This is a genomic window from Actinobacillus arthritidis, from assembly GCF_029774155.1.
Lineage (GTDB): Bacteria > Pseudomonadota > Gammaproteobacteria > Enterobacterales > Pasteurellaceae > Actinobacillus > Actinobacillus arthritidis.
In genome coordinates, this window is record NZ_CP103833.1 from 1092748 (window position 1) to 1116923 (window position 24176).

Below are 24176 nucleotides of genomic sequence, written 5' to 3' on the forward strand. Positions count from 1 at the left end.
TATGAGGTGTTTAGTATGAGTACATTAATGAGTGTTATCGGTATCTTCGTGTTACTGGCAATAGGCTTACTCTTTTCCAATAACCGGCGAGCCATCAACTTCCGTACCGTATTTGGGGCGTTAGCTATTCAAATCTGTTTTGTCGCGCTTATTCTATACGTGCCGGCAGGTCGCAATGCATTATTAGTCATGCGGCAAACTGTATCAGTAACGTTATCAATTACGGTAATGACGGTATTGCTTTTGTCTTCGGTAACTTAGCCGACCCGAGTAATTTAGGCTTTATTTTTGCGGTAAAAGTATTACCGGTAATCATTTTCTTCTCTGCATTAATTTCTGTGTTGTATTACATCGGTGTAATGCAATGGGTGATCAAAATTTTAGGTGGAGGCTTACAAAAAGCGCTTGGCACATCTAAAGCGGAATCCATGTCTGCGGCGGCAAATATCTTTGTCGGTCAAACAGAAGCACCATTGGTCGTTAAACCGTTTATCAATAAAATGACCGAATCGGAATTATTCGCGATTATGTGTGGCGGTACAGCCTCTATCGCTGGTTCAGTGATGGCGGGTTATGCAGGAATGGGCGTTCCGCTTACTTACTTGATTGCCGCATCATTTATGGCGGCTCCAGCAGGTTTATTATTTGCGAAATTAATGTATCCGCAAACAGAACAATTTAAAGATACGATTGATGAGGGTGTTGATCTTGAACAACCACACAACGTAGTAGAAGCACTCGCAAACGGTGCAAGCTCAGGTATGATGTTAGCCCTTAACGTTGGTGCAATGTTAATTGCCTTTATTGCGGTGATTGCACTGTTAAATGGCTTAATCGGCGGTGTGGGCAATACGTTCGGTATTGAAGGTTTAACCTTACAAGTCTTACTTGGTTACTTATTTAAACCGGTTGCTTACTTAATCGGTGTACCATGGGAAGAAGCCGGTATTGCAGGTCAAATGATCGGTATGAAATTAGCAGTAAACGAATTTGTCGGTTATTTAGAATTTGCCAAATACTTACAACCGGATGCGGCTGTGGTGTTAACCGACAAAACCAAAGCGATTATTACCTTTGCCTTATGCGGTTTCTCAAACTTCAGTGCGATCGCAATTCTTATCGGTGGTATCGGTAGTATGGCGCCAAACCGCCGCTCTGACATCGCACGTCTTGGCTTAAAATCAGTGATTGCCGGTACATTAGCAAACTTAATGAGCGCAACCATCGCCGGCTTCTTTATTGAATTAAGCGGTGTTGCGTTAAGCTAAACAAGAGATCCAATTTCTTTCCTTTTTTACAAAAACAAGGCTACCAACCGGTAGCCCTTTTATTAAATCCTATCTAATTTGATTTTATCAATCTGTTTTTTAACTCCATTAAAAATTTGATCTCTTACTTGTTCATTAATATTTATTGGCAACCTATCCGCTACAAAATCTAACGTTCTTAATGCCGTATCTGAAATCTCTTCAATGATATGTTTCATTTCTAACTGATTAAATCCAACAGATTTGGCGGTAGACAGATAATGTACATGTCTTATTTTTTGCCAATTCCATTTCTTACCCTTTTGGGTACTACACAGACTCATCGCAAGTTGTAAATCACTCTGATGCCACCCTTTACCTCCCAGCATTGGATAAGCCGATATAACATCATAAATTGGCGATAAGTGATAACGACTCTGCGACTTCAATGCAATAGAAAAGTTTTTCGCATGCCCATCTATTGCTCCAAGTACCCAAAATAAAAATTGGGTTTTCATGAATTGTGCACGATCCGAAGTATGACTGGAATACAAAAGTTTATCCATAATGTGTCGAATCCCGATACCACCATCACTCTCATATTTTTGGGTTGGTGCTAAGCCGAATACTTGGCAAAAATCTTCATAAGGCAGACGTAAAAAATATTGATTTGAAGAATGTAATTTACGATCAAATCGTTCTACTGCTAATGCTCGTACGTCCCCGACCTCTAATAAATTTACACTTGCACTCGGTAAACCGAAGGCGACACATAAGCGTAAACAAATTAATTCGTTGTCTACACTTTGAGATAGATCTAATTGATATTTAGGTGTTTGTATTTTACCTATCGGTAATTTAATAATATGTGTCGTTGGGGTTAATCCGTGGGGTAATTGCCAGCATTTGTTATGCCATAATAACGCTGTCTTTTCTTGAGCCCCTGCGATAGAAATTCGAAAATCTTGAGCCTCATCTAACATACCAAGCGGTGCATTTTGACGATAACCTAATAATAAAGAATGAAGCTCATTTTTGCTTAATTCCGTTGCATGAATAACTTTATGATTGGGAATTTCTGTATTTTCTTCTAATAGGGTTATTGCTCCGGTTGCATCTCGCCCAATCTTAGCTAACAATTCAAAAGGTTGTTGTGTTTCAGCTTGAAATCGTGTAGCAATTCTAGCTCTAACTTGAGGGTGATCAGGTAATAAGTTATCAAAAAAATTAATCACTTCTTTACCTTGATAAACCTCCCTTCTTAATGGCATAGAAAGAGAAATCGGTCTAACATTTGAGGATAAAAACCACTCCTCTGCATAACGGAATAAATGCGAACCGGACATAGTACGCTCAAAAAAACCGACTAATTCCCCATTCATTAACACGCATAAACGCTTTACCATTCATCGCTCCCATTATTAAACCTATTCTTATGTTTTTCTTCTAAATGGATTTCTAAACCAAGGGAATGAACTATTTTAAATAACGTTTCTATTGTGACTTTATCCGACTGAGTTTCAAACGTAGAAATCGTTGCTTGCCGTAAACCGACTCGTTGAGCAACGACTTTTTGTGATTGTTTCTGCTTGCTTACGAATATCACGTAAATACACGGCTAGGCTATTAGGATCATTGATTAGCATAACACCTCCTTTTATACGGATAACAGTATATATCAAATTTGATACGCTATAAAGTATATTTATGCAGTTATACTATATTCAGTATAAAAAAGACTACCAACCGGTAGCCTTTTTCTCTATGTTATTAACCAAATATTTCATCCATACCGTCAATAAGCTGTTTGCAAGGTTTTTCAAAAAATACACCGCTATTCGCTGTGCCGTTCATTCCTCGTAAGAATAAATATGCCACGCCACCAAAATCACGCTCATAATCATACTGCTCGCCTAAACGCACGCGTAAATAACGATGAAACGCCAGCGTATAAAGCAGATATTGCAAGTCATAACGATATTGCCCGATGGCTTTTTGTAGATTTTTCTGGCTGTAATCTTGTGCTAAATAACCTAAGAAATTGGACTTATAATCAATCAAATAAAATTTATCGTTGACTTGTACGATACAATCGACAAAACCGCGTAAATATCCTTCTAACTGCGGTAAATTCAAATCTGGTAAGTTGGCTGATACCGTACTATATTGTTGTAACAACTGATTTAACTTACGTAATCCATCAGCATTTTTTAAACGTAAATAGAATTGCCATTCATTCAAACGTTTTGTGATTGGCACATCTTTTAACCTAAATTCTGCTTCGCTAAACGGCGTTTCAAGCACTTTTTCAAGCCATTGTTGCAAAGGAGTGTACCAATATTCATCTAATCCTAACTGCTCACAAATAGTAAAAACTTGCTCAAAAGCGACCGCTTGTTGGAAATCACAATGTTCAAAAAAACGATGTAAAACACTACCGACTTTTGTACTATGAGGAAATTGATAAGCAGAATAAGCCGTATTCTCTTCTAGCCCATCTTGCTCATCTAATCCGCCTAAATCAACTTGTCGATCATAATCCTGCACTTTTTCACTCAGTAGATTTTGTCCAGAACTAAGTTGTTCGTTTCGTTCATGATAAGCGTGCAATGCAGTAAAACTACTAATTTGCCCATCACGTGCAATTTCATGATTAAAAGATCTTGCTTGTAATTCACTCGGCAAAGATATCTTTGGTCGCCAAGTATCGACTATTGCCGGCGAACTTAACTCAACCGCTTTATATTTAATGCTTTTACGATCTAAATATTCCTGCGTAGATACCTCCGTAGCAAAAGCGGTCGCCACACCAAATTCACCGTTACTCAATAAATAGTGCATTGGATTCCAACCTTCCGCAAAGATAGTTGGCAGAATCAGGTTTAATTGTGACTCGGCACGAGTTAACGCAACATATAATAAACGTAAATCTTCGGCAAATTCCGCTTTATCCATTAACGCTTGGGTCGTCTTATCTCTCTTACCTAAATGCCAGCTAATCTGATCTTGTTCATCTCGATAGAGAGAAATCTTTGGCGTTTCTTCTCCTTGCGGTGGTCGATCTCCTCGATTATTTTTACCAATAAACGGTAGCCATACAATCGGATACTGTAAGCCTTTTGAACCGTGAATCGTGATGATTTTGATTAATTCATCCTCACTTTCCAAACGCAGTTGCTGATCTTCCTGTTCCTGTGGATTCTCTAATTGACGTTCGTACCAACGTACTAATGCTGATTCATTTTCTAAGCTCGGCATTGCATTTTGCAATAATTCCGCCAAATGTAATAAATCCGTTAAACGGCGATCACTATCTGTACCGGCTCGCAGACGGTGAATAATCCCTTCTTGCATAAACAACTGGTGCAACATTGGTAAAATACCTTGCTGTTGCCAAATCTGTTGGTAGTGAATAAAGGCTGTAACTTGTTTATCCCACGCATTTTCATCATTTTTTAGCCGATAAATCTCTGTCGCCGATAATCCCCATAAACTTGAGCCAATAGCAGTTAATACGCTCGATTGATGATAAGGATTTAAACAGGCATATAACACCCATTTTAATTCTTGTGCGATGTCCGAGGCATAAACACTACGTCTGTCTGACAGAAAGACCGAACGTATACCACGCGTCGCTAAAGCGTCTTTAAGTAAGATAGCTTGATTTTTACCACGCACTAAGATGGCGATATCTTTGGCTTGAAAAGCGGTAAATGTCTGATCTTTTGCAAAATGTAAACCAAAATCGCCCGCTTCCATTGATTTTAACTGTTGCTGAATCTGATAGGCACAATGTTCCGCGCCTCTTGTTCGTTAAATTCTGCTTGTAAATAACAATTAAAATGCTCAGCACCGACTAATTGTGTATCCGTCTGCTTATGTTCAACCGCTTGAAAGCGAATACCGTCATATAAAAACGGACTATGTTCCACACCTTCAAGAAACGTAAACAAACGATTGGTGGCGGTGACAATTTCAGGTAACGAACGCCAGTTTTTTGGTAATGTTCGCTTTTCTTGTGCTTGTTGCGAAGCGGTCAAATACGTAAAAATATCCGCTCCACGGAATTTATAAATCGACTGTTTCGGATCACCGATCATAATAAAACCGCGATTTTGCCGTTCTCCTTGCATAAAGATTTTATGGAAAATCTCGTATTGTTCTTTATCGGTATCTTGGAACTCATCGATCATCGCAAATGGAAATAAGCGGCGAATCTGCTCAGCTAACACCTCGCCTCGCTCACTTTTCAACGCTTGATTTAGAAAAGCACGTAAGTCATTAAAACTCTTTTCACTATGTGTTGCCTTATAATCCGCCAATTTTTGACGAACGGCGGATAAATATTGATAAAGCAATAATGCTTTTTGTTTCTCCGACGTAAATTCTGTCTGATAAGCGGTCCAAATTTGCTGATTTTTTACCAACAGCGGATCAGATAACGGCTCTGCCCCCTCTTCCGCTTTAGATTGCATAAAATCTTGGCAGAACCGTTCAAATGCTTCCGGCAAACCTATCTCTTGACTATTTGCCCAATCATTTATCTTCTTAATCCAAGCCGATACTAAATTGCTTTTATATGAAAGTCGGCTGAGTGATTTTTTTATCCCCTTAGCATAAGTTTTAGCCAATTCTGCTTGCACCAAGCCAATAATTTGCTCGCCATTATTCAACCAATGCAGTTTTGCTTGCTGAAAGAAATCATTCGCTTGTCTAACATAGTGAGCTAAATCGGATTCTACCCAAGATTGCTCAGAAGAAAACGCAGGTAATTCTTTATCGATAAATTGTTGAATATCACGTAAAGCCTTTTTCGGCGTACCTAAAGATTGCACAATCAATGCCGTTTCATTTAACCCCATCGGATAGAACATTTCTCGCCAAACTTCTTCGCTGATACGGCGTAACAGATCACTTTCATCCGCTTGTAGATCACTATCGAAACGAACTCCTGAATCAAATGCAAATTGAAACAACATTTTTTGGCAGAAACTGTCAATCGTAAAAATACTGGCTAAATCAATCTCTCGTTCGGCAATACGTAAGCGTAGAATCGCTTCTTCCACTCGTTCAATTTGCTGATGTAATTGGAAGAAAAAATCATTGGTATCATAGGATTGATCCGCATCGTACTCTTGTAAAAACATACGACAGGCTTTGATGTTTTTGCGAATCCGATCACGTAATTCTTCGGTTGCCGCTTTAGTAAATGTTACCACTAAGATCTGCTCAACTGTTAAAGGCTGACAGCCTACACCCAGCAATAATCGCAAATATAAATTTGCCATAGTAAAGGTTTTACCCGTACCGGCAGAGGCCTCAATTAATGCGGTACAATTTAGTGGTAATTCAATCGGAGAAAGGGTTTTCATTATTTCACTCAATATTTCTATAATTACTTAATGCGTTCTAATTTTGATAAGAGTTCATCCGCCGGAATTTGCTGAATTTTGTGCATTTGGTAAATTAACAAACCGGCGACAATACTTAAACTGACGCAAAAAATAAACCAAAAGCCTGATCTTGCCATCGGCTCAACAATCCAATCCGTTCTCGCTAAAATATAGCCGAACGGCATACCAATCACCCAATAACAAAACATCGTGACATATAAAATCGGCTTAGTGTGTTTATAACCACGCAAAATCCCGTTTGCCACCGCTTGTAACGAATCCGGAATTTGATATACCGCCGCAAACAACAATAAATGTGCCGCAATTGCAATCGATACCGGGTCGCTGGTAAATGCCAACGGAATAATTTCATCTAAAATCACAATCATAATTGCCGCCAAAGCTAAAAATGCCCCGGTAATCAATGCGTGATAGCTAATAATTTTTGCCTGTTCAACTTGTTTCTGCCCCAAAGTTTTTCCGACCACAATCGTGGTCGCAATGCTGAAAGACATCGGGATCATAAATAATAAAGAACTGGTTTGCGCTGTCGCCTGATGGCTCGCCACCACTTGCGAACCGAGTGGCGAAAGCAGTAAAGCGGACGCTGAAAACAACATCACTTCAGTAAAAGTCGCAAAGCCGATCGGCAAACCTAATTTGCAAATTTTTAGCAAAGTTTGACCGCTTGGCATTTCAAACCAACGATTAAATAAGCCGATATCTTTCTGAGATTTATTAGTGTAGCTGTAATGGAATAATAACAAGAACATCACCCAGTTCACGATAGCTGTTGCCACGCCACAACCGACCGCTCCCATTTCTGGCAGACCGAACTTACCGAAAATAAAAATATAATTGAGCGGAATATTCAGCAATAGCCCGAGAAACATAATACGCATTGCCGGCTTAGGGTTAGATAAACCGTCATTCATACAACGTAAATTGATACCTAACAATGCAGGAACAACACCAATCGCCATAATCGCTAAATATTGTTGAGATTTAATCGAGAAGGCTTGCGGCGTATTCATATAATCTAAAATCCAATGACTATTTAGGAACACGAAAATCAAAGGAATTGCACACGCCCAAACCAACCAAAAACCTTGGCGAATTTGGTGGGCAATCAAATGACGCTGATTTGAGCCATTTAAATAAGAAACAGTTGGAGTGATCGCATTAAGTAAACCTAATACAAATAAAAAGAGAGGGAAATAGATGGAATTACTTACCGCAATCGCAGATACATCATCATCACTCACCAGCCCCGCCATCACAATGTCAGCCAGCCCCATACCGGCTACCGAAAGCTGAGAAATAAAAATCGGCAGCGTGAGTTTAAATAGTTTACGTGTGTTTTCCGGATATTTTTGCCATTGCAGATTCATAATTACCTCTTTCAAAATACAGAGGTTATTATACGGCAACAAGCGGTCGTTTTTCGCAAAAATTTTGTAAAATACGACCGCTTGTAACAACGAAAAAGCCCTCGAAAATCGCTTCTCGAGGGCCTTATCTATTCAGCTAACGAATTATTTCGCCGCTTTTAACTCTTGGTAATATTTTTCGTAAAGTTCGATTGCATCACCTACATCGTCTTGCCATTGTGCCGCTTTTAACACTTCAGCTGTCGGATAGATTGCCGGATCTTCGGTAATCTCTTTCGGTAATGTTTTTAACGCTTCTACGTTTGAAGTCGGGTAACCGATTTCTAAAGTTAATTTTTCCGCAACCGGTGCGCTTAATAAGTAGTTGATTAACTTATGCGCATTTTCTTTGTTTTTCGCATTCGCCGGAATGGCTAACGTATCAACCCAAAGCACAGGGCCTTCTTTCGGGAACACCATATTTACCGGTGCTTGCTCTTTTTTCGCAATACGTACAGAACCGTTCCATAATTGGCCTACTGATACCTCACCTGAGATAAATGAGTTAGCCGGGTTATCCGACGTGAAAGAAAGTACGTTTGGACGTAATTTTTTCAATTCTTCGTAAGCCGCTTTAATCTCTTCCGGATTAGTTGTGTTCGGGTTTTTACCTAATTTTAATAACGCAATATTAAATACTTCACGTGCATCATCTAATAATTGTACTTTATTGGCAAACTCAGGTTTCCATAAGTCGCCCCAAGATGTGAACGCATCGCCTTTATAGTCATTTGAGTTAAATGCGATACCCGGTGCACCTAATAATTGCGGTAAAGAGTATTTGTTACCTTGGTCATAAGGCTTGTTTAACCAATCTTGGTTTAACTCTTTGATTACAGGAAGTTTTGCGTGATCTAATTCCGCTAACATACCTTCTTTCGCCATTTTTGACACGAAGTAGTTAGAAGGTGCGATAACATCATAACCGCCGTCTTTACCTTGTAATTTTAATTTCGCATACATGGTTTCGTTAGATTCAAGGCTTGAAACCTCTACTTTGATACCAGTTTGCTTTGTAAATTCATCTAACAAGCCTTCAGGCACATATTCAGTCCAAGTATAAAGGTGAACTGTTCCTGCTCGCCGCTGGTTGAGCCGCAGCTTCAGTCGCTTTTGGCTTTTCTTCATTACACGCTGTTAATGCAACTGTTGCTAAACCTGCCGCAAATAAACCCGCTAATTTTTTCATTTAATTTTTCTCCATTAAAGAAAAGATGAGTAAAAAATATAGCCTTGCCTAAGGGCTTAAAAGACGAGGGCGATTTTAAGCCACCCCCTAGATTTTGCAAGGATTTTCTAATCAAAATGGCAATTTTTTGCAAATTATCTTTAATAATTAATCCACATTGTCGCTTTTACCTTGAAATCAGCAAATTTAGCGTTATATTAGTAACGTTTTTTTCAGTGATATATTTGAAACAAAGAGGATTTAAAATGACAACTCAAAACGAAAATGCACAAGCTCAAACAGAAGAAGTTGAAGTTGCAAACGAAGCACAGTTAGAGCAAGCAACCGAAGAACAACAAGAACAACCTATCGAAGCTGAATTAGCGGCGGCTTATGCACGTATTAATGAGTTAGAAACTTATATTGCGGAAGCGGACAACCGTGAAAAAGATATTCAATTACGTGCGCAAGCGGAAATCCAAAATATCCGCCGCCGTGCCGAACAAGATGTGGAAAAAGCACATAAATTCGCACTTGAAAAATTCTCCAAAGAATTATTAACCGTAGTAGATAACCTTGAGCGTGGCTTAAATGCACTTGATACGGCAGTCACCGATGAAAAAACACAAGCATTGGTTGATGGTGTGGAAATGACCCATAAAGAATTTATCTCGACTTTGGCTAAATTCGGTGTAGAAGCGGTCGGTGTTGTCGGCGAAGTCTTCAATCCGGAACTTCACCAAGCAATTTCTATGCAACCGGCGGAAGGTATCGAAGCAAATCATATCAGCGTGGTTTTACAAAAAGGTTATACCCTACAAGGCCGCGTACTTCGCCCGGCAATGGTAATGGTTGCTGGTTAATTCCTAAAAGAACCGCTTGTTATGCTGTGGCGAACAAGCGGTTAAATTTTTCTGACTTTTGGCAAATGTTATGTCCCTACAATTCAACCCTATCTCGCTTTTTTTGGTCGCACTGATTTTTCTTGGTGTGATCGGAAACAACAATTCAATTACCATTGTCGCGGCAGTATTATTACTGGTGCAACAAACATTCCTTAGTAAATATCTACCTTTCTTAGATAAACACGGTTTAACTGTCGGGATTATTATTCTGACTATAGGTGTATTAAGCCCGATTGTTTCCGGCAAAATATCCCTCCCCTCCTTCTCTGAGTTTTTAAATTGGAAGATGTTACTTGCCGTAGTTGCAGGAATTGCAGTAGCTTGGTTAGGTGGCAGAGGGGTAAATTTAATGGGTAGCCAACCGCTGTTAGTTACCGGATTACTCGTCGGTACGATTATCGGTGTGGCATTACTTGGCGGCGTGCCGGTTGGTCCATTAATCGCCGCAGGCATCCTTTCTCTATTAATCGGTAAAGGCTAATTGGTAAAATTTATGCAAAATCAGACCGCTTGTTCCCCTCACCCATTAAGTGAGCGCCGCAAGCGGTTTCTTCTGCCTACTGTTTCCCCTCAATTTAGGCTATAATTTGCCTCAAAATATCTCGCATAATGCCGAATATCGTTAAGGCAATACATAGTTAAGACAAGACAATGAAACCTTCACAAAAAAATTTCAAAAATAGACCGCTTGATGAGAGCCAAAAAGCATTAATCGCCAACTTAAAAGAACTCACCAATACCGATTATCGTCGTTTACGTTCTCGTATTCACGGCATTTCTGCCATCAAAAAACAAGAAACCAAAAACAATGTGATTGCGGAAATTGAACGTGAAATTCTCTCGGCACAAGCGACTTTCCAAGCCAGAAAAGCACAACATTCCAGCCTTGAAATCACTTATCCCGATTTACCGGTTTCCACTCGTCGTGAAGAAATCTTAAAACTGATTGCGGAAAATCAGGTGGTGGTGATTGCCGGTGAAACCGGTTCGGGTAAAACTACTCAGTTACCGAAAATGTGCTTGGAACTCGGGCGTGGCGTAAAAGGCTTAATCGGGCATACTCAGCCTCGCCGTTTGGCGCGCGTTCAGTGGCGAATCGAATTGCCGAAGAATTAAAAAGCGAAATGGGTGCAACTGTCGGTTATAAAGTACGCTTTAATGATCAAGTGGGCGAAAATACCCTTGTAAAATTGATGACGGACGGTATTTTGCTTGCCGAAATCCAAAACGACCGCTATCTCAATCAATACGATACGTTAATTATTGACGAAGCTCACGAACGCTCGCTCAACAACGATTTTATCCTCGGCTATCTGAAACAAATTCTGCATAAACGTCCCGATCTAAAAGTGATCATTACCTCGGCAACCATTGATGTGGAACGTTTTTCTCGCCACTTTAACAATGCACCGATTATTGAGGTTTCCGGACGCACCTTTCCGGTGGAAGTGCGTTATCGCCCTGTTGTTGAGGAAGAAGATCAAGACCAATTACAGGGCATTATTAATGCAGTCGATGAGTTACAAGCCGAAGGTCGTGGCGATATTTTGATTTTTATGAGCGGTGAACGTGAAATTCGTGACACTGCCGAAGCCCTACAAAAACAAGAGCTAAGATTCACTGAAATTCTACCGCTTTACGCTCGCCTCTCGGCGCCGAGCGGCAACGCATTTTCCAGCCAAGCGGTCTAAATCGTGTGATTTTAGCCACCAACGTGGCGGAAACCTCACTTACCATTCCGAATATCAAATATGTGATTGATACCGGTACGGCACGTGTTTCTCGCTATAGTTACCGTACTAAAGTGCAACGTTTGCCGATTGAGCCGATTTCACAAGCCTCTGCCAACCAGCGAAAAGGCCGTTGTGGACGAACCAGCGAAGGGATTTGTATCCGCCTCTATTCAGAGGAGGATTTTAACGCACGTCCGGCATTTACCGATCCGGAAATTCTGCGTACGAATCTCGCTTCGGTTATTTTACAAATGACCTCACTCGGTTTGTCGGATATTGAGGCATTTCCATTTGTTGATCGTCCGGATACTAGACAGGTGCAGGACGGTGTGCGATTGTTGGAGGAACTCGGGGCAATCCGTAGGGGCGTATCGCATACGCCCGATAGTTCTGATGATATTAAAGAGGGCGTACACAGTACGCCCCTACAAAAAAATCATCTGACAAAAATTGGTAAACAACTTGCTCAACTCCCAATCGATCCTCGCTTAGGCCGTATGGTCATTGCCGCTAAGACAAAACGGTTCGTTACACGAAGTGATGATGATTGTCTCCGCACTTTCGATTCAAGATCCGCGTGAGCGTCCGCAAGAACGCCAACAGGTCGCGGATGAAAAACATCACCGTTTTGCCGATAAAGATTCCGATTTCTTGGCGTTTGTGAATTTGTGGCATTACATTCAAACCCAACAAAAAGAACTGACCAAAAACCAGTTCCGCAAGCAATGTCAGAAAGATTTTCTCAACTATTTACGTGTACGTGAATGGCAAGATATTTATCATCAACTACGTCTTGCTGTACGTGAAATGGGCTTGCCGATTAATAGCGAAGATGCAAATTATCAGCAAATTCACACCGCTTTACTGACCGGTTTGCTGTCGCATATCGGGATGAAAGACAGCGAAAAAATGCACTATCTCGGGGCGAGAAATGCACATTTTTATGTATTCCCAACTTCAGTGCTTTTCAAAAAGCGACCGAAGTGGCTTGTCGCGTCCGAACTGGTAGAAACCACCAAATTGTGGGCAAGAACCGTGGCAAAAATTGAACCGGAATGGATTGAGCCACTCGCAGGGCATTTACTTAAACGTAGTTACAGCGAGCCGCATTGGTCAAAATCTAAAGGTGCGGTGATGGCGTATGAAAAAGTCTCGCTCTACGGTATTCCGGTGGTAGCGAATCGTCTTGTCAATTACGGTTCAATTGATCCGACTGTTAGCCGCGAAATATTTATCCGCTCGGCAATGGTTGAGGGCGATTGGCATAATAATTACAAATTTTTCAAAGAAAATAACCGCTTGATCAAAGAAGTGGAAGACCTCGAGCACAAATCTCGCGCCGAGATATTTTAGTGGACGAACAAACCCTGTTCGACTTCTACGATCAACGAATCGGAACAGAAGTGGTATCCAGCCGCCATTTTGATACATGGTGGAAAAAAGCGGGTCAAAAAGATCCTGAATTGCTCAACTTTGAAAAATCATTCTTAATGAATGAAAACGCCAACACGGTCAGCGATTTGGATTTCCCGAATTTTTGGTATCAAGGGCGACTTAAACTGAAATTAAGTTACCAATTTGAAATCGGTAAAGATCACGATGGTGTCACCGTGCATATTCCGTTACCTTTACTTAATCAAGTAGAGCCGGAAGGCTTCGACTGGCAAATTCCAGGGCTTCGCCATGAGCTAGTGGTGGCGTTAATTAAATCATTACCGAAAGCAACTCGCCGTAATTTTGTACCGGCACCGAACTATGCAGATGCGTTCTTAGGCAGAGCCGAGCCGTATCAAAAACCATTGCTAGAAAGTCTGGCTTACGAGCTTCGCCGTATGACCGGTGTAACTATTGATCCGGAGCTGTGGGATCTGTCGCAACTTGCGCCGCATTTGCGTATGACATTCCGTGTGGTGGATGAAAAAGGTAAAAAACTACAAGAAAGCGAAAACTTGGACGAACTGAAGTTTGCGCTCAAAGATCAGGTACAAGAAAGCCTTTCGACGATTGCTGATGACGGTATCGAGCAAAGCGGCGTACATTTGTGGAATTTCGCTAACTTACCGCAATGCTACGAACAGAAAAAAGCTAATTTCAGCGTAAAAGCCTATCCGGCAATTGTCGATGAGCAAACTGCCGTAGGCGTGAAATTATTTGAAACCGAATTTGAGCAAGCCCGTGCAATGCGAGCCGGTTTACGCCGTTTGCTATTGCTCAACGTGCCTTCGCCAATCAAATACCTACACGAAAAATTACCGAACAAAGCAAAACTTGGGCTGTACTTTGCCCCATTCGGTAAAGTGTTGGAATTGATTGATGACTGTATCGCTTGTGCGGTAGATAAATTGGTGGATGAATTCGGTGGCTTTGTTTGGACCGAAGAAAAATTCAATGAATTGCATGAATTTGTACGAGGCAACTTAAACGACACTACCGCAGAAATTGCGCTACAAGTGGAGAAAATCTTAACACTTGCCTTCGAGCTAAATAAGCGAATGAAAGGCAAAATGGACTTTACAATGGCTTTTGCCCTGTCGGATATTAAAGCACAATTAAGCGGTTTGGTTTATCCGGATTTTGTAACCAAAACCGGCTATCAACGCCTTGCCGATTTACACCGTTATTTAACCGCTATCGACAAGCGTTTGGACAAACTCGGCACGGACACCAATACCGACCGAGCGAAGATGTTACGGGTGGAACAGGTGGAAAACGCTTATAAGCAATTACTCACCAAACTCCCGAAATCTAAAGCAATCCCTGACGAAGTGTTAGAAATTCGTTATATGATTGAAGAGTTACGTGTCAGCCTATTCGCCCAACAACTCGGCACCAAATACCCGATTTCGGACAAACGGATTTTAAATGCGATTGGGGAGATAAAATAACGTGTAGAAGGTGGCTAGTTCTATCCACCGAATCCCCCCTCTCCCTAATTTTTCTTCTACACGAAGAAAAATCTTTCCCTCTTCTACAAAGAGCGAGTAATAACAAAAACCTAGCTAATTTTAGTTGGGTTTTATTGTTTTTATCGATGAAAATCTATTGGTTTAACCACAAGAATTCGATAATATAGCACAATCTATAACAATTTTTTTACAACAAGGTAATTTATGGCATATCGTCTAAAAATCAATCAAGGAAATAATGTTCAAATCGTTGAACTTCCTAATGGCAAAATCTCAACAACACCAAATACAACTTATCAAGTTCTTTCTGAGTCAGGCGAAGTGCTTTCTCAAGAACAGCTTTCTAATTTAAAGTTAGAAGGTGATGATCTTTATATTTATTTAGATGGTTCAGCAGAGCCTAGTTTTGTTCTTGAAAATTATACTAAGTCATTCCCTATTGATAACTTACATTATCTGGAAAAACAACCTGCAACTTTTGCAACTGCAGTTAACGCTGTCGTAGCACAAGAACTATCCTCTTCAGTATTAGCCTCAGAAGTGACGATGGCGGCTAAAGTAGGTTTAGGTATTCTTGCCGCCGGTGGTCTTGCTATCTGGTTGAAAAATCGAGATAACGACGGTTCTAGCGCTTCAAATTCGCCGAATAAATCTAACGAACAACCCGTTGCAGTAGAACAGAATGTAGAGCCAGAGCAAACAGTTACACCGGTTCAGCCTACAGTGTCTGAGCAACCGTCTACACCTGCTCAGCCTGCTACGCCTGAGCAACCGGCTACACCAAATCAGCCTACTGCACCTGAGCAACCGGCTACACCAAATCAGCCTACTGTACCTGAGCAACCGGCTACACCAAATCAGCCTACTGCACCTGAGCAACCGGCTACACCAAATCAGCCTACTGTACCTGAGCAACCGGCTACACCAAATCAGCCTACTGTGCCTGAGCGACCTCCTGTACCTGAGCTTATTTTATCAGTCACATTGGATCCTATCTCAACAGATAATATTATCAATGCGACGGAAGCGAATGAAAAAATTACCGTATCAGGTGCTCTATCAGCAAATTTACCTCTCGAACAAGCGAATGTAGAGATTTTACTAAATGGAAAAACATATTTAGCAAATTTATCAGCAGATCGTACCGCCTTCCAAATTGATATTGATGGGATTAATTTTGCAAATAATTCGACAATTACGGTAAATGCAAATGGCAGTAACGGTGAATCCAAAGGTGTTGCAACAACAATGGGAGAATATCAATATGATGTGACTCTACCAGCTGTTGAGGTAACTATTGCATCTATTGCAACGACGAATACTGTTAATTTTGATGCATCAAAAAATACACAACAAATTGTTGGTGCTTTAAGTTACGCTGATGATGTTGACCCTGCTACTGTCAAAGTAAATGTTGAAATTAACCAGAAAGTTTACGATGCCATTGTTGAAGGTAAGCAATGGTCATTAGATATTAATGGCTCTGAATTAGCATTTGCAGAAGGCACTCAACAAATTAAAGTAACAGCTTCTGCGAGCGATAATGCTGGAAATATCGGTAATAATGAAGCTACACAAGATTATTTTGTCGATACGATTCCACCGGAAGCAACGATTAAATTAAATCCGATTGATCTAGATAATAAAGTTCCACAAGATGCAACCGATAATATTGTAATTTCCGGTGTTGTTGAAGGCGATTTTCAACCAAATTCAACGGTTATCATAAATATTGCTCAGCAAATATTTGAAGCGACTGTTGCGGAAAACGGCGAATTTAACGTGGATGTACCTGCATCAGCATTGATTAACAATACTGGTTTGCAAGTTACCGCGACCCTGAATAACCAAGATAACGTTGGTAATGTAAAAGAAGTTACGGCTCAACAAGATTATGCGGTTGTTATTGGTGATATTCATATCGCTTTAAATAATATTACCGGTCAAGACAGTTTAATCAATGTGACTGAAGCTCAATCGGACAAAACGATCATAAGCGGTAAGATTTGGGGAGATGACGCTAGCTCAAATAGCGTTGTAACACTCCAAATGAATGGCAAGTCATTTACTGCTAATGTCGTCGCAAATTTAACCTTTACTGTAGAAGTAAACACAGACGATCTAAAAACAAATGATGGCTATAAAGTAATCGCTACTGCTATGGGCAGTAATAATGCAAAAGCCTCCGTAGAACACGTTTATGACATTAGCCCTGAAGTCGTTGCAAAAGTCGATATTACTCATATTGACGATTTTGCATTATCGCAAACAGAAACAACTCGTTTATCCGGTAAGGTCAATTTATCCGGTGTTTCAGCGACCGGACAAAACCCATATAGCGTTAAGGAAATTCAGCTAAGTTTCGGCGGAAAAACTTATGAATTAGGTGTAAACGCAAAAGATCAAACCTTTTTCGTTGATGTTCCGACCGAAGAACTCGCTAAAGCAAGCGGTTCAGAAATTACATATAAAATCAAAGCAACATCAATGTTTGAATTGCTGACCAATGCAAACGGTAGCTACACGATTCGAAACTATACGTTCAAAGAAAGCGATGCAAAACTGACTTTCGATAATTTTGTAAACACTGATGCTGTTGCTAATACACATAAATTAGCTACGATTAGTGAACCAACTTCAGTGATTAGTGGCGAAGTAAGCGGCGTTGCGGTAGCTGGTGATAAGATTAAAGTTGCTGTAGGTAATGCGGTTTATAATACTGAAGTCAAACAAGATAACGGCAAACTGGTTTTCTCAATTGAAGTACCAACTAAATCGCTAACAGAAAATGCGGATAAACAAGTCGTTGCGACATTAATGACTACAGATAAATCCGGTAAAGAAATCAGCGTAAGTGATGTTGAAGTTTATACAGTAACAAATACTAACGATGCTATTTTTGTTAATCCGCATACGGCAGTAACAGCGGTAAATGTTGATCATACGTCTGCAAATTACAATTTGCCATATTTTATCGATCGTGTGAATTGGGGTTCTCCGAGTGGCTATCACGCAAAAACACCTTATGGTGGAGATGAAACGCCTTTAGTGGTCAAATATGCTTTTGTTTCTGCACAAGATGCGAAGACGATTGCTCCACCACAAAATCAAGGGTCCGTGCAAAAAGATAATGACGGTAAATATGTATATCTCGATTTTCAAGAGAATACGAAAAATACTATTCGTGGTGCGTATCAGAAAATTGAAGAATACCTTAATGTTAAATTTGTAGAAGTAACAGATCCGACAGAAGCGACTTCCGGCGTTCAGCACTATTACACGACCTTAACCGGGAATTTTGAATACGCTTCGGCAATGGCTTGGAACGGCGGTGATTTTATTTGGAATACTGGATACGATGGTGGTCCGGATTATGCGTTCTATACGGCATTGCATGAGCTTACTCATACATTACAAATGAACCATAACGAAAACTATAATGTTGCTCAGGATCAATATATTGCGAAATCAGGTTATGCTGAATTAGAAGCTACAACGGAATTTACCAATATGTCTTATAACATTATGGGAACAACACAAGCCCAACGTGATTTGAGAATGTATGATCTCGCATTCCTACATTATCGTTTTGGGGTAAATCATTCTCAGCGTACCGGTGATGATGTTTACGGATTCCGTAATTATAACTTTGATTCGTCTGATGGCGGCGGTATGTATATTTGGGATGGTAATGGGGTTGATACCTTCGATGCTTCTCAAGAAACAAAAGAACTGCATATCAACTTAACACCGGGATCTTGGGTATATAAAGGTAGTGAATTAAAAGCGAATTTTGCAGTTGAAAGTTATTCAATTTTTGACAAATTTAAGTATTTCGATCTGAATAATACCGAAACTGTTAATGTGCAAGGTAGCCGTAATAATAATCTTAATGCTGGTGTAAAATATTATCATGATGACCAAGCGTTTATCGGTTACGGTACGCAAATCGAAAATGCGGTAGGTGGTTCAGGTAATGATGAAATTATTGGTAATAAAGCAGATAACAACATTAATGGCGGTGCCGGCGATGATACGTTAAAAGGCGGAGAGGGCAACGATTATCTCAATGGTGGCGAAGGTGCTGATAAACTCTTTGGTGAAGCTGATAATGACATCTATATCATTGATAACAATGGTGATGTTATTACTGAACTATCCGGAGAAGGAGAAGATACCGTCTATAGTAGTGTAGATTATAGTTTATCCGAAAATGTAGAAAATCTGATTCTGACTGGCACAATAGCTACTTCTGCGGTAGGTAATGCTCAAGATAATACCTTAGTGGCAAATAACATCGGTAATATACTAAACGGTAAATCTGGGATCGACCGATTAATCGGTGGATTAGGTAAAGATCAGCTTACCGGTGGGGATGGAGACGATATTTTCGTATTCAATACTGTATTAAACGGTAATGCAGATGAAATCACAGATTTCACCGTCGGTCAGGATAAAATTGAGCTTGCTCAGACAGTGTTTAATGCTCTAAGCACTGGAATGACTGGTTTTAATGACTATATCCAATATGATGCGACTAACGGTAAATTAAGCTATGATCAAGATGGTACAGGAATCTCTGATTCAGTACATTTTGCAACCTTAACCACCGGCTTAACGATTGATCAATCGCAATTTATTATTGCATAAGCCATAAATTGATGGTTTAACAAGCGGTCAGAATTGCAATATTTTTGCAAATTTGACCGCTTGTCATTCGTTATATATTCATTGGTAATTGCCAATTAATTTCTTGAAGACCTTTCTCTCTTAAATAAGTATTCGCTTTTGAAAAATGACGACAACCTAAAAATCCTCTATGGGCGGATAGCGGAGATGGGTGTGGTGCGGTCAATACGCAATGGCGAGAGCGATCGATAAACTGTCCTTTTTTCTGTGCGTGGCTACCCCATAATAAAAAGACTAAATTTTCTCTGTGTTGATTGAGTTGAGCAATCACTTTATCCGTGAAAATTTCCCATCCCAAATTAGCGTGTGAGTGAGCTTGCCCTTGACGTACCGTAAGTACAGTATTCAGTAAGAGAACGCCCTGTTTTGCCCAATCAACCAAATAGCCGTGATTTGGAATTTGAAACCCTTCAATATCTTGTGCTAATTCTTTATACATATTCACTAAAGAAGGTGGCGGTGTAACCGGTGGTTTGACCGAAAATGCTAAACCGTGTGCTTGGTTTGGACCATGATAAGGATCTTGCCCCAAGATCACCACTTTCACCTCTTTAAATTCGGTTAAAGCAAAAGCACTAAATACTTCCTTTTGTGGTGGGAAAACCGTTACACCATTCATTCTTTCTTGATGTACTTGCTGTAAAATTTGTTGAAAATAAGCTTGTTGCTTTTCTTCGCCTAGCGCTTCCGTCCAATTATTCATAGCTTGTCCTGTTAAAAAGTGTTAAACAATTTTAAGTTTTTTCTACATTTTAGATTATTTTTTAATCAATTAATAATTTTTTTATTACATTTTTCAACTTTTAGTAGAATTCTTCAAAAAAAGTGATAAAATTCACCACATCAACAAAATTTGAATTTATCAAAAAATTTTATAATTATCTAGCCAATACTTAGGAGTATCAAAATGATCAAAGGCGTACAAATTACAGAATCTTCAAACAGCAACTTAGTAAACTCTTTCTGGTTATTAGATGAAGAGAAAAACGAAGCTCGTTGTATCGCGACTAAAGGCGATGCTTACAAAGAAGACCAAGTTGTTGCAATCAGTGAATTAGGTCAAATCGCATACCGTGAAGTACCGGTAAATGTAGCACCAACAATCAAAGTTGAAGGTGGTCAACACTTAAACGTTAACGTTTTACGTCGTGAAACATTAGAAGATGCGGTTAAAAACCCAGAAAAATATCCGCAATTAACTATCCGTGTTTCTGGTTATGCTGTTCGTTTCAACTCATTAACACCAGAACAACAACGTGATGTAATCACTCGTACTTTCACAGAAAGCTTATAATAACAGCTTTATTGTCGATTTTCTTAGAAAAGCACCTTCGGGTGCTTTTTTCTTGCTCTGTATTTACAAATCCTCTCTAAAATTCCACCGCTTAATCCTTTTCATCACATAACAAAATACTGTATATTTTTACAAAAAAATCCTAATATAGGATTGACACTGTTTTTTTAATCAGTAAAATAACCTGTATAAACACACAGTTTAGATAGAGGATATTAAAATGGCTTCAATTCGAGTGCTTACCCGAGAATTATCATATCAACCGCTACCAATGTACCGTGATATGAATAGCGAACGTTCAATCAAATTAGATCTTAATTCACTTTGCATTAAACGTCCGACAGAAACCTTTTTTATACAGGTTAAAAATCCTAACCTAATCGCTTGGGGGATTGAATTGGATGATCTGCTGATCGTTGAGCAATCGGAGCAATATTTAGTCAATGATATGCTGGTCATCGAAAAAAATGGTGAATATAAGTTTTATCAGTTCTTTAAAGAAATTGAGAATAGTGAAGGGACAAACGAAATTATTCTGTTTTCATTAGATGTGAGTGAACCTAACTTACGTATTAAAAACTGGCAAGATATTATCATAGCCGGTGTCATTACGAATGTCGTTCATCAAATGCGTCATCGATTCACATCCATAAATGAGAAGAAATATGCGGCATAGTAAAAAGTCGTCAAATATAAAATTATTTGACGACTTTCCATATAAAACTTAATTATAAAACTCGGCGAGATTGCGTATAGTTTCTTGCCCAATAACTTTCAGATAATGAACTTGTTGTTACGCCTTGGCTTGAACTCGCATGCACAAACTTGCCACCACCGATATAAACACCGACGTGATTATTACGACGGAAAAAAACTAAATCGCCCGGACGTAATTCCGATTTTGAAATCGAACGACCTGAATGGCGTTGCTCTGCTGTTGAACGAGGTAAATCAATATTGAAAGCACCGCTCATTGTTTTCTGTACAAAAGCAGAACAGTCAATACCACCACGCCCTTCACCACCTAAACGATAACGAGTTCCCACCCATTTACGATAAATACGATTTACTTTTTGAATGGCATTCCCACCCTCGGTAGAAAGCTCTTCACGGTGAGATACTCGGGCTTTAATCCCTTGTTTATAAGAAATTTGAGCTTCGATCTGTTCTGCCGTTGTCGCTTTTGCAACAATTCTGATTTGGTTAGGTGTGGCAGGATTACTACTTAAACTAGCGGAAGCGATTTGAGAATAACAACCGAACATTGCAAACAGTGATGTGATTAATAATGGCTTTAGCCCTGTAAAAGTAGAAGTTTTTTTCATAATAATTTGTCTCGCCAGAACAACTACAGCGGTTGGTTCCTATTAAAATTTCGTTTGTTTAATCTATCTGACCTACCAAATCGATAGGTCAAGACAATGAGGTCAGAGCAGTATAGCCGATTATTTCGCTAATGTCCGCAAAAATTTTATCTCATCTGCCCAAATTTCAGGCTGAATTGTTTCTAAAATAAGCGGAATATCATCAAAGCGGTCATTTTGCATAAGAAATTTGCAAAAATCTGTGCCAATTGTCCCTTCTCTTAAGGTGTGATGACGATCTACTCGACTGCCTAATGGCGTTTTTGAACCATTTAAGTGCATACCTCTTAAATATTGAAAGCCGACAATCTGTTCAAACTCGGTAAATGTCTGCTCACAGGTTTGTAATGAACTGATATCGTAACCGGCTGAAAACAAGTGACAGGTATCTAAACAGACACCTACTCGGCTTTTATCTTCCACTTGGTCAATAATTTCAGCTAAATGTTCAAAACGATAACCAAGATTAGATCCCTGACCAGCGGTATTTTCAATTACCGCCACAACATTTGGTACTTTTTCTACCGCAATATTAATTGACTCGGCAATACGTGCTAAACATTCACTTTCCGAAATTTTATTTAAATGCGCTCCCGGATGAAAATTCAGTAATTTTAATCCTAACTGATTTGCTCGCTCCATTTCATCAATAAATGCTTCTCGTGATTTTGCTAAATTTTCCGCATCCGGATTACCTAAATTAATGAGGTAACTGTCATGCGGTAAAATATGATCCGGCGAAATTTGGTGTACTTTACAAAAGCGTTTAAATTTCTCGATGCTGTCTGCTTTCAATGCCGGCGCTTTCCATTGGCGTTGGTTTTTAGTAAATAAAGCAAAAGCATTTGCACCGATTTCAACCGCTCTTAATACGGCATTTTCAACACCACCTGAAGCACTCACGTGCGCACCAATATATTTCATCTTCTTATCCTATTCGTGTAAAATGGCTAATTTCTTAACCTTTATAAATCATTACTTATGAGCGAAACAACCATTAACGATTTTTCACTATTGTGCCGTTTATTCGGCAACTTATTCTACCGTTCTCCAACCGATCCGATTCTTGCCGGCACTTTTGCTTGGCTTGCACAAGGCGGTTTACGCCAACATTGGGCTTTATCGACCGATGCTCAAAGTGAATTAGCTTTAACGGTGTTAGAAAAAAATGCTAACCCTACGCAATTACAAGCAAGCTATCAAGCACTTTTTGGTGAGGCTGGAGCTATTGCTACAACAATTTCCGCCTATAAGATCTCGCTTGAGGACTTTATCAACTTCCGTCAAATACGTGCAATGCCGGCGTTAGAAAAACCCGATCATGTTGCACTCTTATTACTTACAGCCTCTTGGATTGAAGATAATTTAGATTCAGATGCAAGACAACAAGCCTTTTTTGAGCAATTCTTATTACCGTGTGCGGCTAAATTCTTAGGACAAATCGAAGCGCATGATAGCGGTTTCTATAAAGCGCTTGCTCAACTTTGTCGTGATGCACTCAGTGCAATGGCTGACGAATTAGAAGAATTATCCGAACAAGACAGCGAATAATTTGTGTGAATAAAAGCTCTTTGAGTGATAAACTCGAAGAGCTTAATTTTTAGCGTAATCATTTGGAGGCTAATATGAAAAAATGTATTCGAATAACGCCTGTCTTGTTCTCATTATTGCTTTCTGCTTGTGCTTTAACGCCACAGCAACAAGTCGCCAGACAGGCGCAACAACTCAAGGCACATCAAGCCTTATCGGTAGCATTAGCTAAACAGTGTGATGTAGAAACTGCCGAATTAATGGCTCAGTTATATGATCCGCCGGTGGCTCAAACCGAAAAAGAAAAAGCCGCCTTTACCAAGCGCTACCAGAAAAAAGCCAATGATCCACTGTTCCAATCTTGATCTTGCTATAAACTCGCGTGGGATAACTATAAACACCAAGCGGAATTAGAGGAAATGCAACGTTACTATGATTTTGAGCGTACTCGTTTCCGCCCTTGGCATTATTGTTATGCTTGTTGGTAAAAAAACGGACACTATAAAGTGTCCGTTCT

Annotated in this window: 13 protein-coding genes and 5 pseudogenes; 9 read left to right on the plus strand and 9 right to left on the minus strand. The window is 39.8% G+C overall.

Annotated features, from left to right (window positions below; genetic code table 11):
* The first annotated feature begins 15 nt into the window (after positions 1–15).
* Positions 16–1268 (plus strand): annotated as a pseudogene (locus tag NYR89_RS05060) (NupC/NupG family nucleoside CNT transporter).
* 62 nt (positions 1269–1330) lie between these two features.
* Here the strand turns inward: NYR89_RS05060 and NYR89_RS05065 are convergent.
* From NYR89_RS05065 to NYR89_RS05090, 6 genes and pseudogenes are all read right to left on the minus strand, one after another.
* Positions 1331–2653, minus strand: a complete 1323-nt coding sequence (locus NYR89_RS05065) for a HipA domain-containing protein (protein ID WP_279446598.1) — start codon at positions 2651–2653, stop codon at positions 1331–1333.
* On the minus strand, positions 2647–2781 hold the full coding sequence (locus NYR89_RS05070) for a helix-turn-helix domain-containing protein (RefSeq protein WP_279446648.1): 135 nt from the start codon (positions 2779–2781) through the stop codon (positions 2647–2649). The genes NYR89_RS05065 and NYR89_RS05070 overlap by 7 nt, the downstream gene beginning before the upstream one ends.
* Positions 2768–2893, minus strand: a complete 126-nt coding sequence (locus NYR89_RS05075) for a hypothetical protein (protein WP_279446681.1) — start codon at positions 2891–2893, stop codon at positions 2768–2770. Before NYR89_RS05075 ends, NYR89_RS05070 begins: the two co-directional genes overlap by 14 nt.
* Before the next feature lie 124 nt (positions 2894–3017).
* Positions 3018–6619: pseudogene (gene recB, locus NYR89_RS05080) on the minus strand (exodeoxyribonuclease V subunit beta).
* 23 nt (positions 6620–6642) lie between these two features.
* Positions 6643–8031, minus strand: a complete 1389-nt coding sequence (locus NYR89_RS05085; protein ID WP_279446599.1) for an MATE family efflux transporter — start codon at positions 8029–8031, stop codon at positions 6643–6645.
* A 144-nt stretch (positions 8032–8175) separates the two neighbouring features.
* Positions 8176–9259: pseudogene (locus NYR89_RS05090) on the minus strand (extracellular solute-binding protein).
* Positions 9260–9504: 245 nt separating this feature from the next.
* Here NYR89_RS05090 and grpE point away from each other — a divergent pair.
* The 4 genes and pseudogenes from grpE (at position 9505) to NYR89_RS05110 (ending at position 19432) form a co-directional block, all read left to right on the plus strand.
* Positions 9505–10101 (plus strand): nucleotide exchange factor GrpE, encoded by a 597-nt coding sequence (gene grpE, locus NYR89_RS05095; protein WP_279446600.1) that lies wholly within the window; start codon positions 9505–9507, stop codon positions 10099–10101.
* Between the two features lie 70 nt (positions 10102–10171).
* Positions 10172–10624, plus strand: a complete 453-nt coding sequence (locus tag NYR89_RS05100; protein ID WP_279446601.1) for a DUF441 domain-containing protein — start codon at positions 10172–10174, stop codon at positions 10622–10624.
* 170 nt (positions 10625–10794) lie between these two features.
* Positions 10795–14761 (plus strand): annotated as a pseudogene (gene hrpA, locus NYR89_RS05105) (ATP-dependent RNA helicase HrpA).
* A gap of 225 nt (positions 14762–14986) precedes the next feature.
* Entirely contained in the window at positions 14987–19432 is a 4446-nt protein-coding gene (locus NYR89_RS05110) for an Ig-like domain-containing protein (RefSeq protein ID WP_279446602.1), read from the plus strand.
* Between the two features lie 70 nt (positions 19433–19502).
* On the opposite strand, the gene ung is transcribed toward NYR89_RS05110, so the two are convergent.
* Positions 19503–20174: a uracil-DNA glycosylase gene (gene ung / locus NYR89_RS05115; RefSeq protein WP_279446603.1), complete on the minus strand. Its 672-nt coding sequence runs from the start codon at positions 20172–20174 to the stop codon at positions 19503–19505.
* Positions 20175–20378: 204 nt separating this feature from the next.
* Between ung and grcA the strand changes: the two genes are divergently transcribed.
* Together grcA and NYR89_RS05125 are read left to right on the plus strand one after the other, a co-directional pair.
* Positions 20379–20765 carry an autonomous glycyl radical cofactor GrcA gene (grcA, locus tag NYR89_RS05120; RefSeq protein WP_279446604.1) on the plus strand — a complete coding sequence of 129 codons (387 nt, stop codon included), beginning with the start codon at positions 20379–20381 and terminating at the stop codon, positions 20763–20765.
* A 220-nt stretch (positions 20766–20985) separates the two neighbouring features.
* Complete coding sequence (locus NYR89_RS05125; RefSeq protein WP_279446605.1) at positions 20986–21441, plus strand: LexA family protein; 456 nt, start codon at positions 20986–20988, stop codon at positions 21439–21441.
* Between the two features lie 52 nt (positions 21442–21493).
* Here the strand turns inward: NYR89_RS05125 and NYR89_RS05130 are convergent, their stop codons facing one another.
* Together NYR89_RS05130 and nfo are read right to left on the minus strand one after the other, a co-directional pair.
* On the minus strand, positions 21494–22090 hold the full coding sequence (locus NYR89_RS05130; protein ID WP_279446606.1) for a C40 family peptidase: 597 nt from the start codon (positions 22088–22090) through the stop codon (positions 21494–21496).
* A gap of 120 nt (positions 22091–22210) precedes the next feature.
* The gene (gene nfo / locus NYR89_RS05135) at positions 22211–23053 is read right to left on the minus strand and encodes a deoxyribonuclease IV (RefSeq protein WP_279446607.1); all 843 of its coding nucleotides are present in this window, start codon (positions 23051–23053) and stop codon (positions 22211–22213) included.
* A gap of 57 nt (positions 23054–23110) precedes the next feature.
* Between nfo and NYR89_RS05140 the strand changes: the two genes are divergently transcribed.
* Positions 23111–23680 carry a TorD/DmsD family molecular chaperone gene (locus tag NYR89_RS05140; RefSeq protein WP_279446608.1) on the plus strand — a complete coding sequence of 190 codons (570 nt, stop codon included), beginning with the start codon at positions 23111–23113 and terminating at the stop codon, positions 23678–23680.
* A gap of 74 nt (positions 23681–23754) precedes the next feature.
* Positions 23755–24147 (plus strand): annotated as a pseudogene (locus tag NYR89_RS05145) (hypothetical protein).
* Positions 24148–24176: the final 29 nt, after the last annotated feature.

Excerpts from the sequence above, each read along its gene's own strand:
- nfo (WP_279446607.1), bottom strand. The coding sequence starts at position 23,053 with ATGAAATATATTGGTGCGCACGTGAGTGCTTCAGGTGGTGTTGAAAAT.
- NYR89_RS05085 (WP_279446599.1), bottom strand. The coding sequence starts at position 8,031 with ATGAATCTGCAATGGCAAAAATATCCGGAAAACACACGTAAACTATTT.
- grcA (WP_279446604.1), top strand. The coding sequence starts at position 20,379 with ATGATCAAAGGCGTACAAATTACAGAATCTTCAAACAGCAACTTAGTA.
- NYR89_RS05130 (WP_279446606.1), bottom strand. The coding sequence starts at position 22,090 with ATGAAAAAAACTTCTACTTTTACAGGGCTAAAGCCATTATTAATCACA.
- NYR89_RS05075 (WP_279446681.1), bottom strand. The coding sequence starts at position 2,893 with ATGCTAATCAATGATCCTAATAGCCTAGCCGTGTATTTACGTGATATT.
- NYR89_RS05100 (WP_279446601.1), top strand. The coding sequence starts at position 10,172 with ATGTCCCTACAATTCAACCCTATCTCGCTTTTTTTGGTCGCACTGATT.
- NYR89_RS05110 (WP_279446602.1), top strand. The coding sequence starts at position 14,987 with ATGGCATATCGTCTAAAAATCAATCAAGGAAATAATGTTCAAATCGTT.
- grpE (WP_279446600.1), top strand. The coding sequence starts at position 9,505 with ATGACAACTCAAAACGAAAATGCACAAGCTCAAACAGAAGAAGTTGAA.
- NYR89_RS05140 (WP_279446608.1), top strand. The coding sequence starts at position 23,111 with ATGAGCGAAACAACCATTAACGATTTTTCACTATTGTGCCGTTTATTC.
- NYR89_RS05065 (WP_279446598.1), bottom strand. The coding sequence starts at position 2,653 with ATGGTAAAGCGTTTATGCGTGTTAATGAATGGGGAATTAGTCGGTTTT.
- NYR89_RS05125 (WP_279446605.1), top strand. The coding sequence starts at position 20,986 with ATGGCTTCAATTCGAGTGCTTACCCGAGAATTATCATATCAACCGCTA.
- ung (WP_279446603.1), bottom strand. The coding sequence starts at position 20,174 with ATGAATAATTGGACGGAAGCGCTAGGCGAAGAAAAGCAACAAGCTTAT.